Genomic DNA, 17,028 nt, shown 5'->3' with positions numbered 1-17,028 from the left:
ACTCTTTCCATTATAAGAAAAAAATGGTAAAATGGAATAGGTACAATTACACATGCTTGGAGACTAGTCCGATGATTTATTTAGAAATCGGACAATGCTTACTGAAAGAACTTCTTGATAAACGTAAAATGACACAGCAACAATTAGTGGACTTAACTGGTATAGATAAATCACAATTAAGTGGGTACATATCCAATACTAGAAAAATGAGCCTTACTAATGCTAAGAAGATTGCACTAGTTATAAAGTGCAATATTGATGATCTTTACGAGTGGAAGGTGGAAAGGTAACATTGGCTATGGGTATTTTATCCTCCCATAGTACCTCCAAGTTGACGATTTCGCAAACAAATCCTTCACATGTATCTAGTATACTACATAAAATGAGTCTTGTCTTTGACATTTTATGTCGAAAAGAATATAAAATTCAAATTACGTGTTAAATACTAAGGACGTTATTACTATTTTCCCTCTACTACCCTCATAAAATCCCCACTATTTAAAACGTAAAACATATTAATTTTACTTATGTATGAGCTTTAATCCCTACTAAGGGATTAAATGCTGTTATTAATTATTCTTCATCATTCAAATATAATTCTTTAATGTTATCCATGTTAATAAATTCTCTTAAGGTTTGATAGTTATATTTGTATACTCCGGCTATTTTCACTTTACGAACACTAAATCTGTCTGCAACTTTTTCTAATTCTTCATTATCTAACTTTCCACTTTTTTTATATAAGTCGTAGGCATATTTGATCATACCTGATTTCTCTACGCCCTTTGGAGTCAGATATGGAAGATTATACGATTCACTTAAAGTAGTAACCCTTCTGTATATTGTATGCCTGTCTACACCATTTAGATTTTTTGTAAGGTTAGTTTGGATGTTTTGTAAAATATAATCTGATTTTAAAAGTGGTGCTTCGGGATTTCTTGCTGTAGATTCTCCATTATTCTTTAAATAAACATCTTGATTATAGGCACTTTTAATAATACTCATACATCTATCGCTTACTTCTATCTCTCTTTCACCATGTTTATCATCTTTAAGTTTTAGTTTATTGTTATTCCAATCAATATCATTATAGTTTAAATTGCAAACCTCTGATAAACTTGTTCCTCCAACACCTTCAAATATTAAGCGTAAAGCAACTATATCTTGTGCGTTTGCAGCTTTATTTTCTATTTCAATAAGTTCTTCTTCTGTCATATAAAGTTTCTTACTTTTATCAAGACATTCTCTAAGCTCATCCATTGTAATGTTTTTAGCTTGATTAATACTGGTATCACGATATTTTGCAGACCAATCTAGATATAATTTAATGATATTCCATGAATGTCTAATTGCGTTTAATGTTGTGTGATTTGCGTCTTTAAGTGTTAATATTATTTCGTCTGCTGAAAAAGTATATAGATCTCTTCCTATAATTTCTTCTGTAGCTTTACTTCTTATGAATACATATCTATAAGTCTCACGTGTATTTTCTGGATATTGACTTAAAAAATCCTCTTTAATTTCTTGATTATATAATTCAGCCATTGTTACTACCTCACAGTTCCATTAAATTAAAGAAATTAATTATACGTTTTTTAGCTGTAGTCTTTATTCTTTTATTTGCATCGATTATATTAAAAGATTCCCACATCTCATTATCTCTAGAAAAATCAATATCATTTAGAATTTTAGGTAATTTATTTAATTTAACATTTTGTTCATTCATCTTTTTTGCTAATGTTAAATATCCAAAAAACATTACATTAGTATTAAGCAAAGTTTCTTCTCTAGTCTTTGAAATATTATTAATGAACTCATCTGGATATAAATCAAATAAAGTATCAAAGAATTCAGTCAGATATTCCGAAACTTTTAATGCTTCTTGTCTATTTTCAATATTAAATATCTCATCAATTCCATCTGATAAAGTGTTAAATGTAACCAATAAATCAGAATTAGGAGAAATATGATCTCCTGCTGCTACTTTACCACTAAGTTGACTATTGCTTTGTACTTGTTTTGCTACAAAATCACCGTATCTTGTTTCAGACATTTTCTTTAAATGTGATTCAGAAACAGACTGTCCTTTATTCATTTGGGCAAAATATTTTATAGCTCTTTTCTTGTTATAGTTTAGAATATTTAATTTAAACATTGCGTCAATACTTGGATCTTTTCTCAAAGCTCGGCTTATTGCGTTGATTCTGTGGAATCCGTCTAATACGTCTAATAAAGTACCTTCTGTAATAGTTAGAGTCTTATTCTCTTCATTGTAAATTAATTCACCAAATTCATTCTCTGATGTCCCTAATCTTGCGTTAAAAGTGATCATAGAACTAATAATTTCATTTTTTTCTAATAACTCGACCATTTCTTTAACATTCTTTTCAATGACTTTAGGTACTGTTATGATCTCATCATTAGATTTATTCTTGATTTGTCGACCTTCCCTTTGAGTCTCAGGGTTATACTCAAGAAGCCCATTGGAATAAAGGAAATTAATTTCACTTGCTTCTATAGAACAAATAAAGTCATCATCTGCAATCTTAACTACATTTTTAAAAGTATAAGGGAAACCTACTTTCTCTGATTGATATCCCTCAAAGTTAGATTTAATTTCCTTCATTTCTCTCTCGGTCAATGCATTAAGTGGATTAGATAAACTCTTTCCAGTAACAATATAAGTCTGTTCGGCCAATATAGAGATAAGTTCAATATCGTCTTCCCTCATCTCTACCTGACCATTAATATACTCTTGAACTTTACCAGGTAAAACTCTAAACTTTTTCATGTTGTTTTTAATCTTATCTGTAATTTTCTTATCATCTTTAATTTGTGTAAATACTTCTCTAAGATCATTAATAAATTCATTTTTATTTTTTTTAATTTGCGTACTCATAAAATCACACCTTACCCATTATAGTGTCTATAATTATAATAATATTTATCTTTACACCTGTAAACGTTTTTGGTTTATTTTCTAATTAATTTATTTGTTATGACTTATTTTGACACGTTTTGATTTAATTCTTCATAGAATTTTTTAATACTTAATTTCCCTCTCATATCTGAGTTTCTAAAATACACTTTGAAATCATCGACACTTATATCATCAAGAAAACTCATATCAATTTCTTGTTCCATTAAAACTCCTGGTGTTTGAGTTAAATCTTTCTTCTTATTTAAATATCTTAAAGATACATTAGGATTACTGTGGTGTAAGTGCATTGAAACTTCTTTGATATCATTATTTTTTTCGTATAACCAGTCGGCAGCAGTTTTTCTAAAGCTGTGGAAGACAATTTTTCGACTGGGATCAATATTTAAATGATTGCGAAGTCTTTTCATCATTCCTGATATAGCTTTTATTGAAATTTGAAATACACAATCAGATTCAACATTATTAACTTCTTTTAATTCTAAAATTTTTTCATAAAAATCAACCGTTATTGAAGTTACATTGTTTTTGTCACCTTTTCCTAATCCGTAAACTTCACATACGCCGTTATTTACTTTCAAGTCTCCCCATTTAATATTAAGTATTTCCTCAAGTCTAAAAGAAGTCCTTATTGCAAACATAACAAGCAAGTATTTAATTAGCTTCTTTTCTCTTTCAGTATCCCATATAGCATTGGCAAATCTGTAGGCCTCATTTTCAGATAGCACTTCATACTCTTGAGTATTTTCTTTCAATCTCTTTATATTAAAGATTGAGGCATTTATTTCATATTCATTAGCTTCTAGGTTGTTGTACAAGCTTTTCACGGAAGCTATCTTTTGATTGATAGTCGCATTTCTATAGCCATATTTATCGAACAATAACTTACGGTAATTTATTATGTCATTTCTTTTAAATTGAATATCATCAATTGTCAGATGTTCGATATCTTTGCCACACATTTCCTTAAAGAATTGTCTTATATTTCTTTCATAAGTTATCTTTGTGTTCTTTTTTTCTTTAATTGTATTCATTTCCAATTCATTGAAGAACGCTTGAATATCGCTATAAATAGAATTTTCGTTAAATGGTACTACTTTATTGTTTAACATTATAATCATTCCCATTCATTTATTATTTTATACACATTAAATTTATTTATGATAACTATTTTATGTAACTATATTTTACTACACTTTATAAACGGAGTAAAGTAATATATATATAATTTATTTGTAAAAGTAATTTCAGTATCTGTAGATGTTGATCAATCTACAGATACTAGATCTTTATCATATTCTTCTTTGTACATCCATTTAAATCCACAAGATGTTCGGTTTATTCCTCTAACAGCATTTCCAATCACTGCTTCGAAAACACCCATATGTTTGCTTGCTTCTCTAATACTTTCCCATTCTTTAATATATTCTCCATTAATTGATAATTGAACAATTTTTCTCAAACGTGGATCAATGTATGGTTCTATATTATCTTTATTAACATCATAATCTTCTTTATACATCCATCTGTATCCACCTGCTGTATTCTGTCTACCTTGACACACTGTTGAGATATTATTTATGTTGTAATACTTTTGAGCTTCTTGAACACTATTCCACTCTCTAACATACTCTCCTTCATTTGTTAATTGTATCACCTTGACTTTTCTTGTTTGGATGCTTTTCTTTAAATTTTCTCTACGTATTCTATCTCCCTCCTCTTTTCCATTGTAGTCACATAACCCAATCTTGCTACCTTGAATTAAATATCTTCTAACAGTAGCCTTATCCACATCTACTACTTTAGATATTTCAACTGTACTTTTATACTTACTCCACAATGAACATGCAACTTCTACTAGTGATGATATTGCAAAAGAATGGCATTCGCCCCAGTTCACATGTTTAATGTCTATTAATTTATCAATATTACTATTTATTATATTTTCCTTTATAAATTCAGGATTAGATTTTGAACAATCTATAGCTATATAGTGACCAATGTTATTTTTTAGTGCAACATCTTTTTTTAACTTATCATTTTCTCTCTCTTCTTCATTGTTTCTTTTAAACTGTCTTCTTTTAGTGTAGTAATGTTGTTCTCCATGCGCTTCGATAATGCAGTTTAAATCAGGTAAATAAAAATCATATCTTTTTAATCCGCATAACTTTTTATTTTCGTGGTCAACATTTTTAGACCAATCAAACACCTTTTGTCTTTCAGTTTTGATATTAAGTTGTTTTAACATATTATACACAAATTTTTCTGGATAGCTATACCCATCAGAACACATAGGACACGAAAAACCTTTTTTAACCACACTTTGTATTATTTTAGGTTCGCTGTAATTGCAATTAGGACATTTAAATTCCTCTTTACCATTCATTCCAGCAGTTATCTCATATCCACGCTTTTTATCCTTTAACAATTTAGCTGCTTCAGGATGTGTAGTCCAAAGACAATTTGTATGATTTACTCTAAATCCACTACAATAAGGACAATTACACTTATAGTAACCTCTATTTTTTATCATCATATCATATTCGCTTTTGCAATCAGGACAATTCCACCAAACAACATCTTCTGATCCATGCATATGTTCAAAAGGTGATTTTTCATTTCTCTCACTCCATTCATTGATTAGATGGGGATATCTTTCACCTAGAGATTTTCCTTTTGGAATTGGTTTGGACTTTCTCGATTCAACTACTTTTTTGTTAACACATGTACTATTAAGACAACAGTCTTTATTTATATTTTTTCTTCCATTTATGAGTTTATAATACGGTCTGAATTTATCTTTTTCCTCAATTTGATTTTCACCATTACAGTAATCACAAATAAACTTTACTAAAGTGGTGCTACTTACGGGAAGGTCTTCAAGTCTTACGCATATCTTTGTTCCATGCCTTATCCTCTCAATCCCTTGATTATCTCTATATGTATCTAGTTTGTATCCTTTACTCTTATAATGTGTTGCATTAGTGCCAACTACAGTAGTTACAACCTCTTTTTCTAAAATAGCCAAAATAAAAATCTCCTCTCTATATATATTTATATATTTATTTTATTTATGATGATAAATCTTGATTAATTAGATCAATAATTCTTTGTAGCTCTGCTTTCATTTTCTTCTTTTCATAAGGTTTCATGTTATTTAGATTACGCTTAAAATATCCGAAGACATCTACAAGTAACATATTTGCTCAATCTCCTTCCCTTTATATTTCCGATTTCTTGTTATTCAAAGTATACCATATTATATTATGCATGTAAACACAATATGTTTAATTTATTTACAAAAAAAATAAAAGACCTTTTTGTCCAGGTCTTTTTAATGTATAAATCATATGATATTAGGAAAAGTAAATCTAAGGTGACTGCTTGAAGGATGGATTGGGTCTAGATTATTCTCTAGACCTCTTTTTATTTTGAATGAAAGGCAAAATTTATTGAAAAAGTTCTAAAATTCTTTCTCTGTATGATAATACATATTCTTTAAAATCCTTCTCTGTTTGATCAGGAGGCATTAAATCATCCATAAATTCCATCTGTTTAATTTCATTATCAAATGCTGCCAATGTAATTTTCTTAACCAGTTCTTTTTCGTTATTAGAAATTTTGGTCTCACTAAGTTTCTTTCTTAAATTCCATAAATTCTGCTCCATTTGAAATTTGATTGCTTTAAAAAATTCAGGATCATCTATATCTTTGTCCTTTAGCATTTCTAATACTTCTTCATTAGTCATATAAATCCTCCTATGTATAATTTACTTTAAAAGAGTTATTTTATTGTGTCGTATTTTATGTGAAACGCGAATTAACTTTTTATTCTTTCAATCGACTCGCATAAAGCCAATACGCCTAAACATGAGAACGTTACTATTCGAGGGAATAACCCTATATCCTCACTATTAATAAATATTGCTAAGAAGCCCAAAATAACTATAAACCACAATATACTCTTAGCCATCTTCTTTCTCCACTCCTTCACTTCGCTATTTACTTTAAAACTCTAATTAAAATTGTTCATATATTGAATTTTAATACTAATCAATTAACTGAATATCTATACGAACTGTTTTAACTTCATATATCTCTTCATTTAGCCTTATTGGATTATTTTTCATATGTAATTCAGTTTCCCAATCACCATTGAATTTGATTGCATCACTAATTTTATCAACTTTACCGAATAACCCTAAATATTTTCCATCCTGAAAACGAACAACATTATTAATTTCAGTCTCTTTAATCATAATATTTTACCAAATACCTTTTAGTGATTATTTTATTTGTTTCAATTTCAAATGTATCAAATCCTTTAGCCTTTACAACTTCATTAATCTTTTCTAATGTCGGCATATTTTCCTCATAAAATCTTCCTGCTTTAATTGGTTCCTGTGTTCCATCTGCGATTTTTTCAGCATTATAAACTAATAAGTCGTAAAAAATTGTTTCTTCAGAATCGAACGGTTTCATAAATTTTCTCCTTTTATATTGTACATGCATAAAATAATCATTAATTGAATAATTTATATTGTGGTGTAAACCACCCCAATCACCCCATTGGGTGCGGAGTAGTTGAGTTATCCAACTCGATTACTCCCTTTAATTTATATATAATCTTCTATTTATGTAGATAGTACTTAATAAATTCTAAGACAGTCATTTCTTCATCAAGATTACATGAATGTAACAAACCATCTTCTAATTGTTGTGCTAATTGAAAAACCGTTGTATTTTCAAGATTCTCAATATCTTCTTTTGTTAGATTTTTCATCACACTTCCACCTCTTCTCCATGTTTCTCAGCTTCAACATCCTCGCATCCATAATGATCCTTTAAATCAGCAGCAATATGACTATATTTACTTAACAACTCAATCCTGTCAAAATGTCTTGCATGAGCTTTAGTTGTAAATGAAAATCCTCCTCTAACTGTTCCTTTTATGTATCCTTTGTCTGTCTTGATAACGTACATTATTATCACTCCTGTTATGTATAATTTATTTGTTAATCTTGTTATTTCTTATCGGTTCAATAAATACGTAGTTAATTCCAGCTGCTAAGAAAGTTATTCCAAGGATGACACAAATCCCATATGTACCATATTCAAGCATTTTACCTACGACTTTAGCCATTGGATGATCACTTGTTAAAAACATAATGCTTTCTACCATAAAGATTGTCATTAAAGCCAATGTACCAATAAAGAATAAGATGTTGCATAACCTTTTTCCAATATCTAATAAAATCAATTTCATTCCTGGTTCACCTCTCAATAAAAATTCCATTTCATTAAAATAATCTAATGTTAAATATCCAGGATATCTTGTCATAAATATAGTATATGACATACGCTATTCCTATTAGAAGATACACTAATATTACAGCTGGAAGAAATAGCGTAAATACAAAAATGTGTTTAACTTGAAAACCATCTTCCATAAATTTCTCTTCACATACTCTCTGAAGTAATACTAAAGCAGCAATCATATTTGCAATCATAAAAACTACAAATGTTATTAACATTGTTTCCCCTACCTCCTAATTTTAGATACAAACTTCATTTTATTTATTCGCCATTTTCTGTTTTCCAATCCTTCACTAAACATCGTGCTACAATATGAGGTATGTTTAGTTTTTCTTTAACATAATTTACTGTCGCATCCTCTTCAATCACTGCTTTTTTAATTGCTAAATAATCAGCGTAAGTCATTTTTTCAACCTCTTCTTTTTATATTCTAAGTGTGATAACAAAGAGAAAAAGATGTTATGTATTGTTAGTTTTAAAGGTGTTTTAAATTTTATAAGAATTGGAATAGCATATAACCAAGCGATTATCTCCTCATACATTCTTATTAACTTATTACTTCTATCTCTTTTCTTACCTGTCTTTTGTCTATCAATGATATGTCCTATCTCGTGACAAACACCTATTATTTCTCTCTCAGTTATTCTAGGCATTGTAATAACTGTTTTCCTACCATGATCCACAGCACTTCCTGTTTGAATTTTCCTATTAAAGTAAGCTGTGGAAAATGTAATTGAGTACCCGTACTTTTGGATAATTTCTTTTAATTCTTGAAAAGAGCTATTTATTTTCTCGCTCATTTATAATAATCAACTCCTTATAAAATAGATGATTTATTTTAATTATTACTCCATCCAATCATCATAAATTGTAATTGAATTTTGCCCTAAAATTAAACTTTGCCCTATATTAGTTCTCAATTTAATTAAATCTTCTAAAGTATTAATAATTATATAGCCCTCATCTTCATACTCTTCACTTAATTCAAAATCAAATTCATTTAGAAACAATATATATTTACTGATATCTTCTGATGCCACACTTACTTTAAATTTCATTTAAATTTCCCCTTTCAATAAAGTATACGTATTAAAGGAATTCCTTGCCCTTGATTTTCCATCTTCTATAATAAACACATGATCTAAATATATAACCGATGATAAAACCGAAATATAAACCAGCGATCAAGCCCATTTAATCATCCTCCTATAATTGCATTAAGTGCTCTTAATAATTCAGAGCATTTTACTTCTACACTATCTTCTCCATCATTGACTCGCAATGTTATATACTTATCAGGATACAAATCTGTATCTTCACCAGTTACAGTAAGGCGATCTAAGCCTGATGGACTTTCTATTATAAATTTACTTTTCATTTTTATTCCTCCCTGTTATGTAAATATCTATATACGACTAAACTTTTATTGAATTTTACTTCTTTGTATTTCATAACTTGTGTAGTCTTTATTACTTTTAGTGGCTATAAAGTTTTCGGCTTCGGAGTATTCTTTAAAGACTATTTCTACTCCTTTACGCCCATCATATTTCCAAAGAACTACATAAACATAACTCTCAATCACATTAAAAACCTCCTTTTATTAGATTAATACTGTGTCAATATCCTCACATTCATTTAAATACTCCATTATCTGTTTACCATACGATGTTAACCAAGATCCTCCGATTGACCCACCATGTTCTAATACCTCGATTAAATCTAATTGATACATAACAAATTGAATAATTCCGTTTTGAATATCGGTAAACTTCAATTTCGGCTTAGATTTATCTTCAAATTCAAATAGTGAATGAATTCTATTTTTATGCACTTCATAAGGAACTTCATTGACGTATTTATCGTTAATTGCATTCAGTAATTCTTTGATTAGCTTCAAAGTGTCCCCTGGATTACCACATCCACAAAATTTTAGTTTTTCATAGTAAAAATCATTTAATCTTTCTTTTATAAGTTCTTGCTTTTCCCAGTTTTCCACTGTAATCACTCCTTAAAATTTCTGTTTTATTTTAATCCATTCGGAAAGTAATCTTTAAACTCCATCAATAAATCTAATTCATTGACTTCTATAAACTTGCGAAGAAGTTTATTTTCCTTCTCTAACAACATTTCTCTGTCCTCTGCTTTCTTCCTTAATTCCTTTTGCCAATTAGCAGAAGCATATGCAGCCATTAAATTAGTTTCAGTTTCTTTATGTAACTGTTTTAATTCCATAACCATTTCATAAATGCCTTCCGGTTTAGCAACGGCAAAAGTTAATGTATTAGGTGTAAATTCAATATCTGATAAGTCTTCACGTATTTTAACTAACCAATCTTCACTTTCCCTCAAATCTTTTATCTCATTCTGTAAATGCTCTATATCCCTTTCAAATTCTTTGATGGACAAATTTACCCATCTTTTAGGTCTTCTGTTAAGTAACTCTTCAATATTTGACATTTCAATACCCTCTCTGTTATATAAATTTGTTTCAAATCCTTATTTTACATTAAATTTACTTATTAATTTATTTCACAATAAAGTATGTTGCTGAACAATTCTTCAATTCTAACTTTATAATTTAATAAATAGTTTCTAATATCATTTTCAATTCCACTGTTATGTATAATTAAATCATCTAGTCCCATATCAATTAAATCATTATCTATGTTATTTATCACGTATGTATGTAATGCTTCGAATTTCTCATAAGGAGCTGTTCCAATATTATTATCAATAACTTTTTTAATTTTATTAAATTCATCTTCTTTAAAATTTACTATAGTTTGAAAATGCTCTTCCATTGACTTTTTATCTATATCGTAATAATCGATTGCATCTTGATAGATCACCACGAATACACCTCCATACAGATACGATAAGTTTATTTTACTTACTTAGCAATGCCATATAACCTTTAATCATCTCACGTTTGATTTCCTCTGGTGTTCTTTTTTTAGCTGCTTTAGCAATAACTTCACTTGTGTTTAAATTAACTCCATTAAAGTTTTTATATCTTGCCTCAGCTATATGAGTTACATTAGAACCCACCACCTTTTTAAGTTCCATAATTCAATCCCTCCGTTAGTTTCATTTCTTAATTTCATTATATACGCTAACGGATTAAATTACAACTAAAATCATTAAATTTATTTATAAAAACATGTTCAAATAAGACTAGAGTTTCTAGCCTTAAAGAACTATGTATTTTTGTCATTTATACTGCTTTAAACTCTTCAGCAGTTAAATTTAAAAAACTGTCTTGTTCAGTATCTACTTGCTGATCACATTTATAACAATAACTATCAGGTAGTGGAGTCCAGCAAGTGTTGCACACAATTCCTTCATGATCCTTATGCAATCTTTCTTGCTGCGCTTTGAAATATTCTCTCTGTAATTTTGATAGTGAATAAGTTTTCAATATTATCTCTCCCCTTGTCTCTCAATTATTCCAATTTTTCATTTTTGAAATTCTGGAATTTTCTCTTTAAATTACAAAATGGTGCTCAGTTCTGAAGAACTAAACACCATTTCATATGTACTGCTAATATTTAATTTACTTATGCTCCTACTCCTGGACGATATGTGATTTGTGGTTTTTCTTCAACTGTCTTAACAGATACTCCAAGTCCAAAACCAGCAGCAAATAATGCTACAGCTACCAATGTTACGATAATTCCTTTTTTCATGGTATATTGTCACCTCCTTTCAAATAGAAGGAGGTAATTACATAGCGAATATCTTCAATGATCTTTCACTCTCCCCTAGTTTTTTTAATTCAATTAGTGGCGCAGTTCTATAGAACTTATCACCAGCTAATATGAAATACTCAATTGAGTCATAGAAGTGATCTTTCTCTAGGGTGATCAATCCTCTAAAGTAACTATCAAAGGCCAATTGAAAATTGTCTAAATCATCTTTATTGGTGCTATTTAGTATCTCTAATGCCTTTTCCTTGTTACCATTTTTAATATTCCAAAAAGCAATTTCTTGTAAATCATCTGCATCATCTGAATATTCGGCTAGATACTTGTTTTCCTTTCCCCAGTAATTGGCCAAGAAAGACAAACTTAATTTTAGCTCATATTTATAAATATCCCTATGTTGACATGATTCCAACCCCTTTAAAAAGAATTCTTTAGCTTTATCATAGCTTTCAAACATATAAGTGTTGCCCATGTTCATATAACCAAATGCTAAAAATCTAACTGTATCAGTAATTTCTAAGCATTCATTAACATATTTTCTTGTTTCTTCTAACTTCCTATCAAACAAACAAGCATTCGCTTTTAACATCAGTATTCTTGCTCTGTATGAGTTTTTAACGTATTCACTTGAGAAACCTTCCACTAAATCCATGTTAATATAAGAAATAGTCTCATCTAATCTGTTAAATTCTCTTTTATTTAGATATTGATATAAAAACATTACTTTGCTAAATACTTTCATTTCATCAGATTTAATTGATATTCCACACAACCTATCATTTGCTTGAAGTACACTGTATTCACCAGTTGAAAGTTTTCTATGTAATTCATACACGGCTGCCCATTCGTTACTCGTAGCATTTTTCGCTTCCTTTAAACGAATAATTAATCTGTCTGCTAATTCTCCAAGATGATTGACATCTGCATACTCTAAAGCCTGTCTGGATGCCTGTTTCTTAGGATCTAACGTTAAACTGTGTTCGCTTATTAGGTCATACTCTTTGTCAGGGTATAGATACTTTACAGTAGAAACTAACACATTGAAGTCTGCCAATTCTTTCCTAGGATCATCCAACCATTTAGATAATGTTGAAGAGCTATCTAATCCTACTGCAATTGCAACTTCTTTAAGTAAGCCTCTGTTTTCATCAAACTTATTTTTCATCATCTGTTTTAGATCTGACATGAGTTTCACCTGCTTTGTATAATGGTAATTATTTGGTATGTATTTAGTGTACTATATATTGGACGGGAATGCAATATGTATATTAAATTTATTTATATTATTTTTTAATATTCTTCTTCAACATACTGATAGATTATCGTGTTGTCCAAGAATGTCATCTTAACCTCATTATACTTCTTTCTTAACTGTTTTACAATATGTTCCTTCTCTTTGAATGAGCGAAATGTCACTGTTTCAACCCTTGCCAACTTCTCACTCTCAAATAAAGATAATTTCATTCTCATAATACCCTCTCCCTCATTATATTTATCTATATTATGTATGAGTGCTGCTTACGCACTCTTTGATTCAATTAACTCAAATAATTTATTATCCAGGTTTTGAATTGTTTCCAATACCTCTATATAACTTTTATTATATAAATCTAAGGAGTATTTACTTTCCAATTCCTTTAGCTGGCTATTAAACATAATTAAATTGTTTGTTAAGTTTACAACATCCATTAAATCTTCTTGTTCTAAGTCATAAAATAAAATGAACGGTATATTTGGATTGATGATGATCACTCCTTAAAGGCATAATTTCAATTTAATTTGAATAATAAGCATTTGCTTAGCCAATATTATTAATGAAATACTTTATTGGCAGTAAAGTATTAATTGTCCCTCATTAGCTCTGTGTTTTGATAAAAATTAATAATAGAACCAGAGTTGAGGGACTCCTTATTTAAATTAGACTTTTATTCGATTATTAGGCAATCTCTTTCTGAAATCTCTTTATTCATTTCCTCTAAATCTTCTACTTCTGATATCCAAAAATCTTCCCCACAGCATTTACAAGTGATCTGGTATCTGTCAAACCCTGTTTCATCTTCAAATTTACCCCATGCTTCATCTTCATTCTTACCATGTACATAAATACTCCAATATTTTGTTTTAGATTTACCTCCTGAACTACTATCATTTATTGAAAACCATTTTCCCATATTTAAACACTCCTTAAAATCAATCATTTATTTAAACTGTCTCATAAATTTTATAAAACTAAACATTATTTCAACTTCTTCTTCTGTCAGTTTCATTCCTTCAAAATTCATTTTCTTATTCCTAGCGAGATTTTTTAAACCTTCAATTGTGTAGCCTTCAACATATCCTTCTGATTCCCTATACATTCCATTACCTTTACTTTTTATTTCTTCATCAGTTAAAAATCTATGTCCACTAAACCAAAGTTCAAAAAATGCTTTCTGCATTGGAGTAAGTTCTTTCATGATGTATGCTCCTTGAATGTGAATTTTTATAGAACATTGGAATTTTCTTGGATTAATTTTTCTTTTTGTGTTTCTAATCTTGATGTATAAGTTTTAAACCCGATAACATATAAAATCATACTACTGATTGATAAAAAATAGAAAGCTCCTTCTCCCGCACTATAAATAAGATATCCACTTCTAACTAATCCTTCTAAGAAAATATTGCAAATAAATGGAATATAAGCCATTGTAGTTAACGCCCAAGCTCCTACTAAAAAAGTAAACCACCTAGGTGTCTTAGATTTAAGAATAGTTAATTCTGCTTCTTTTATAGGGATATAAAACAACCCAAAAGATAAGATTATAAATCCAATAATAACAATTAGCAAACTGTTTTCATCCTCCTTTCAATAAATCTAAAATTTCATTTCAAAATAGCCTTATAAGCTTTTATAAAGTATTTTCCACAATCTTTTTCTAACTTTTCATCAGGTACTACATTATTAAAACGATCATTAATATGATTGAAGAAATCATTTCTATTCTGGTCTACTCTCATTAGAATTGCTTTTAATGCATTCTGCCTTTGCTCTGTTGTCTTAAAGTAAGCAGAAGCCGATAAATCATTTTCCATTTTATTCAGTAAAAATTCAACGTCTTCAACTGATAATCCATATGAATGTGCAGTCGGTGCAACTCTTGGATATTCTTTAAATAATCTACTTTCAGTAATATCCATATCTATCATTCCCTTTTCTTCAAGAATTCTAGGTACTGAGGTTTTCATTAAAAAGCTTACAATTTTCTCTTTTAGTGTCTTTGATTCATTTGTCATTATTATTTATCCCTTTCCCATAATACCTAATTTTCTATCTTTCGTAATAGCGAAGCACTGACTAGCAATGTATCCCCTTCTCCATCACTATCTAAATCAAATTCAACATATACATCATCTTCTAAGATGTCATATTCAATAAAAGTTCCTTTACCTCTGTTTTTATGTTCAACTCTGTCACCTTTTTTAAATTTTTCAGTCATTTATAATTCCTCCTTTTTTAAATTAAAATGATTATTTTCTTTAAATATTACTTTTTACAATTTCAAAATTTTGTTTAATGTGATTAAATATTTCCCTACCGTTCTTTTCTAAAGATTGCATTGAAGACGATGTACTTTGACTACTCATATTATACATGATTTCCACAAAATCTTTGGAAGAATTTTCATTGTATAATTCATAAATATTTTTAATAATTCCATAGGTTTGAATAGGTTCTAATAATTCTCCCCAATACATGATATAACTGGCAGCATCTAATTCAATGTCAGCTACTTTATTTATATAATAAACGGTGATCATAGTCTCTACACTGTCATGCAACAACAAAGTACTTTCTTCAATTAGGATGCCATTATCCAACATTTCCTCGTTGTAAAAATATACACTTTCTGATTCTTCATTGTGAAATGTCTTAACTCCTTTTATAGGTATTCTCATTTAGTATCACCCTTTAAAGTTTAATTTATTTATATATGTATTACTAAGGTAACTTAATTATAACAGTTACCTTAGTTTATTTCTACGCTTCTATGCTATTTATTTTATCTTTTCTGATTAATCCCATTAGGCCACCAATAATCAACAACACTCCAGGAATAATGTAAAACATCGATATAGAAATTACTCCACCAATCGCTGCAATCGTCATAAATGCTCCACCTAGTTTAGGCTTACGTTTTACAACAATTGATCCAACAATACCTAAGATTGATAATAATACTGCTGACCAACCTAACCCACTAATCTCAGTACTTCCACTAAATGCTTCATCTACTACTCCAACAAAAAGTGCCATAACTGCACCAATAAGACCGAAAATACCTCCAATTAAACCTAATACAAATTCAGTTGTTCTTTTCATTTGTATCCTCCTTATTTAACAGGAACCGTGAATTCAACAGCTTTGCTAGTCATGAAGTCTGCTGTAGTAACATCACCAAAAATTAGTTTAATTTCTGTGATTGCGTTAGTATCAATTGTTTTTCCTTCAGGCGGTAAAAATTCAATTACGCCTTCTTGTTTTACTCCTCCTTGAACGTCTCCACCCAATGTTCCAGTTGTTAAAAATAAATTGGCTTGTAGTTGCATATCTCCTACAACAGCACTTCCTTGATCAGGATAGAAACTTAATGCTTCTTGAGTTGTGTTTTCTAAGTTGATACCCACTGAAATTTTATCTTCTGCTATTTTTACTTCACCTAATCCCACTTTCATTCCTGCTGCTTCTACAATTTGAGCAGATGCATCGATTGTTTTACCTGATTCTTCTTTCGGCGCTTCTTTTGTCTCGGTTCTTTCTTCCTTAACTTCAGTTGAATTTCCTTCTCCTCCGGTAGAAACGTCTGAATTTCCACAAGCTCCAAGTAAGAATAATGATAATGCAGATGATAATACTAATAGTTTTTTCATAAATTTTTCCTCCTCAAATTTTTACAAAAGTAATTTTACCATATTAGCCCATTTTTGTGTGTAAAAAGTTTGTAATAATTGTAGTTATTTTGTCATTCTATTTGGAAGTAATCACCTCCTTAAATTAGATTGACATTTTTATATAGAAATTTTATAATATCC

The 17,028-nt window shown here is 29.4% G+C and carries 32 protein-coding genes; 1 reads left to right on the top strand and 31 read right to left on the bottom strand.

Features of this window, described 5'->3' with window-relative positions:
* Window positions 1-71 precede the first annotated feature (71 nt).
* A complete protein-coding gene (locus Q1B07_RS02545) occupies window positions 72-290 on the top strand; it encodes a helix-turn-helix transcriptional regulator (RefSeq protein WP_299831524.1) in 219 nt (72 codons plus the stop codon).
* A 283-nt stretch (window positions 291-573) separates the two neighbouring features.
* On the opposite strand, the gene Q1B07_RS02540 is transcribed toward Q1B07_RS02545, so the two are convergent.
* From Q1B07_RS02540 to Q1B07_RS02390, 31 genes are all read right to left on the bottom strand, one after another.
* The gene (locus Q1B07_RS02540) at window positions 574-1,545 is read right to left on the bottom strand and encodes a hypothetical protein (protein WP_299831521.1); all 972 of its coding nucleotides are present in this window, start codon (window positions 1,543-1,545) and stop codon (window positions 574-576) included.
* Between the two features lie 10 nt (window positions 1,546-1,555).
* The gene (locus Q1B07_RS02535; RefSeq protein WP_299831518.1) at window positions 1,556-2,899 is read right to left on the bottom strand and encodes a DNA sulfur modification protein DndB; all 1,344 of its coding nucleotides are present in this window, start codon (window positions 2,897-2,899) and stop codon (window positions 1,556-1,558) included.
* Between the two features lie 104 nt (window positions 2,900-3,003).
* Window positions 3,004-4,050: a site-specific integrase gene (locus tag Q1B07_RS02530; RefSeq protein ID WP_299831515.1), complete on the bottom strand. Its 1,047-nt coding sequence runs from the start codon at window positions 4,048-4,050 to the stop codon at window positions 3,004-3,006.
* Window positions 4,051-4,205: 155 nt separating this feature from the next.
* Window positions 4,206-5,966, bottom strand: coding sequence for a zinc-ribbon domain-containing protein (locus Q1B07_RS02525; RefSeq protein ID WP_299831512.1), 1,761 nt, complete (start codon window positions 5,964-5,966; stop codon window positions 4,206-4,208).
* Between the two features lie 421 nt (window positions 5,967-6,387).
* Window positions 6,388-6,687, bottom strand: a complete 300-nt coding sequence (locus tag Q1B07_RS02520; RefSeq protein ID WP_299831509.1) for a hypothetical protein — start codon at window positions 6,685-6,687, stop codon at window positions 6,388-6,390.
* A 300-nt stretch (window positions 6,688-6,987) separates the two neighbouring features.
* Entirely contained in the window at window positions 6,988-7,197 is a 210-nt protein-coding gene (locus Q1B07_RS02515; protein WP_299831506.1) for a hypothetical protein, read from the bottom strand.
* Complete coding sequence (locus Q1B07_RS02510; protein ID WP_299831503.1) at window positions 7,190-7,420, bottom strand: hypothetical protein; 231 nt, start codon at window positions 7,418-7,420, stop codon at window positions 7,190-7,192. Before Q1B07_RS02510 ends, Q1B07_RS02515 begins: the two co-directional genes overlap by 8 nt.
* 148 nt (window positions 7,421-7,568) lie before the next feature.
* Window positions 7,569-7,721 (bottom strand): hypothetical protein, encoded by a 153-nt coding sequence (locus tag Q1B07_RS02505; protein WP_299831500.1) that lies wholly within the window; start codon window positions 7,719-7,721, stop codon window positions 7,569-7,571.
* On the bottom strand, window positions 7,721-7,921 hold the full coding sequence (locus Q1B07_RS02500) for a hypothetical protein (RefSeq protein ID WP_299831497.1): 201 nt from the start codon (window positions 7,919-7,921) through the stop codon (window positions 7,721-7,723). The genes Q1B07_RS02505 and Q1B07_RS02500 overlap by 1 nt, the downstream gene beginning before the upstream one ends.
* A 25-nt stretch (window positions 7,922-7,946) precedes the next feature.
* Complete coding sequence (locus Q1B07_RS02495; RefSeq protein ID WP_299831494.1) at window positions 7,947-8,297, bottom strand: hypothetical protein; 351 nt, start codon at window positions 8,295-8,297, stop codon at window positions 7,947-7,949.
* A gap of 218 nt (window positions 8,298-8,515) precedes the next feature.
* Window positions 8,516-8,659, bottom strand: a complete 144-nt coding sequence (locus Q1B07_RS02490) for a hypothetical protein (protein WP_299831491.1) — start codon at window positions 8,657-8,659, stop codon at window positions 8,516-8,518.
* Window positions 8,656-9,054, bottom strand: a complete 399-nt coding sequence (locus tag Q1B07_RS02485; RefSeq protein WP_299831488.1) for a hypothetical protein — start codon at window positions 9,052-9,054, stop codon at window positions 8,656-8,658. The genes Q1B07_RS02490 and Q1B07_RS02485 overlap by 4 nt, the downstream gene beginning before the upstream one ends.
* Before the next feature lie 45 nt (window positions 9,055-9,099).
* Complete coding sequence (locus Q1B07_RS02480) at window positions 9,100-9,312, bottom strand: hypothetical protein (protein ID WP_299831485.1); 213 nt, start codon at window positions 9,310-9,312, stop codon at window positions 9,100-9,102.
* 140 nt (window positions 9,313-9,452) lie between these two features.
* Window positions 9,453-9,632 carry a hypothetical protein gene (locus Q1B07_RS02475; protein WP_299831482.1) on the bottom strand — a complete coding sequence of 60 codons (180 nt, stop codon included), beginning with the start codon at window positions 9,630-9,632 and terminating at the stop codon, window positions 9,453-9,455.
* A 45-nt stretch (window positions 9,633-9,677) separates the two neighbouring features.
* Complete coding sequence (locus Q1B07_RS02470) at window positions 9,678-9,836, bottom strand: hypothetical protein (RefSeq protein ID WP_299831479.1); 159 nt, start codon at window positions 9,834-9,836, stop codon at window positions 9,678-9,680.
* An 18-nt stretch (window positions 9,837-9,854) separates the two neighbouring features.
* The gene (locus tag Q1B07_RS02465; RefSeq protein WP_299831476.1) at window positions 9,855-10,250 is read right to left on the bottom strand and encodes a hypothetical protein; all 396 of its coding nucleotides are present in this window, start codon (window positions 10,248-10,250) and stop codon (window positions 9,855-9,857) included.
* Between the two features lie 26 nt (window positions 10,251-10,276).
* Window positions 10,277-10,711, bottom strand: coding sequence for a hypothetical protein (locus Q1B07_RS02460; RefSeq protein WP_299831473.1), 435 nt, complete (start codon window positions 10,709-10,711; stop codon window positions 10,277-10,279).
* A 62-nt stretch (window positions 10,712-10,773) separates the two neighbouring features.
* Complete coding sequence (locus Q1B07_RS02455) at window positions 10,774-11,106, bottom strand: hypothetical protein (protein ID WP_299831470.1); 333 nt, start codon at window positions 11,104-11,106, stop codon at window positions 10,774-10,776.
* A gap of 34 nt (window positions 11,107-11,140) precedes the next feature.
* Entirely contained in the window at window positions 11,141-11,320 is a 180-nt protein-coding gene (locus tag Q1B07_RS02450) for a hypothetical protein (protein ID WP_299831465.1), read from the bottom strand.
* A 148-nt stretch (window positions 11,321-11,468) separates the two neighbouring features.
* Window positions 11,469-11,672, bottom strand: coding sequence for a hypothetical protein (locus tag Q1B07_RS02445; protein ID WP_299831462.1), 204 nt, complete (start codon window positions 11,670-11,672; stop codon window positions 11,469-11,471).
* A 139-nt stretch (window positions 11,673-11,811) separates the two neighbouring features.
* On the bottom strand, window positions 11,812-11,940 hold the full coding sequence (locus Q1B07_RS02440; protein WP_299831459.1) for a hypothetical protein: 129 nt from the start codon (window positions 11,938-11,940) through the stop codon (window positions 11,812-11,814).
* Window positions 11,941-11,977: 37 nt separating this feature from the next.
* Window positions 11,978-13,144 carry an AimR family lysis-lysogeny pheromone receptor gene (locus Q1B07_RS02435; protein ID WP_299831456.1) on the bottom strand — a complete coding sequence of 389 codons (1,167 nt, stop codon included), beginning with the start codon at window positions 13,142-13,144 and terminating at the stop codon, window positions 11,978-11,980.
* A 104-nt stretch (window positions 13,145-13,248) separates the two neighbouring features.
* Window positions 13,249-13,428, bottom strand: coding sequence for a hypothetical protein (locus Q1B07_RS02430; RefSeq protein WP_299831453.1), 180 nt, complete (start codon window positions 13,426-13,428; stop codon window positions 13,249-13,251).
* A gap of 455 nt (window positions 13,429-13,883) precedes the next feature.
* Complete coding sequence (locus Q1B07_RS02425; RefSeq protein WP_299831450.1) at window positions 13,884-14,129, bottom strand: hypothetical protein; 246 nt, start codon at window positions 14,127-14,129, stop codon at window positions 13,884-13,886.
* 27 nt (window positions 14,130-14,156) lie between these two features.
* The gene (locus Q1B07_RS02420) at window positions 14,157-14,414 is read right to left on the bottom strand and encodes a hypothetical protein (protein WP_299831447.1); all 258 of its coding nucleotides are present in this window, start codon (window positions 14,412-14,414) and stop codon (window positions 14,157-14,159) included.
* Between the two features lie 26 nt (window positions 14,415-14,440).
* Complete coding sequence (locus Q1B07_RS02415; RefSeq protein ID WP_299831444.1) at window positions 14,441-14,785, bottom strand: hypothetical protein; 345 nt, start codon at window positions 14,783-14,785, stop codon at window positions 14,441-14,443.
* A gap of 35 nt (window positions 14,786-14,820) precedes the next feature.
* Entirely contained in the window at window positions 14,821-15,231 is a 411-nt protein-coding gene (locus tag Q1B07_RS02410; RefSeq protein WP_299831442.1) for a hypothetical protein, read from the bottom strand.
* 26 nt (window positions 15,232-15,257) lie between these two features.
* Window positions 15,258-15,434, bottom strand: coding sequence for a hypothetical protein (locus Q1B07_RS02405; protein WP_299831439.1), 177 nt, complete (start codon window positions 15,432-15,434; stop codon window positions 15,258-15,260).
* Between the two features lie 40 nt (window positions 15,435-15,474).
* A complete protein-coding gene (locus tag Q1B07_RS02400) occupies window positions 15,475-15,894 on the bottom strand; it encodes a hypothetical protein (RefSeq protein ID WP_299831436.1) in 420 nt (139 codons plus the stop codon).
* A gap of 82 nt (window positions 15,895-15,976) precedes the next feature.
* Window positions 15,977-16,318 (bottom strand): DUF4064 domain-containing protein, encoded by a 342-nt coding sequence (locus Q1B07_RS02395; protein ID WP_299831433.1) that lies wholly within the window; start codon window positions 16,316-16,318, stop codon window positions 15,977-15,979.
* 11 nt (window positions 16,319-16,329) lie between these two features.
* Window positions 16,330-16,866 carry a hypothetical protein gene (locus tag Q1B07_RS02390; protein ID WP_299831430.1) on the bottom strand — a complete coding sequence of 179 codons (537 nt, stop codon included), beginning with the start codon at window positions 16,864-16,866 and terminating at the stop codon, window positions 16,330-16,332.
* Window positions 16,867-17,028 lie beyond the last annotated feature (162 nt).

The sequence above is a fragment of the uncultured Metabacillus sp. genome, assembly GCF_947503125.1.
GTDB lineage: Bacteria > Bacillota > Bacilli > Bacillales > Bacillaceae > Metabacillus.
This window is presented reverse-complemented; position numbering and strand designations above follow the sequence as displayed.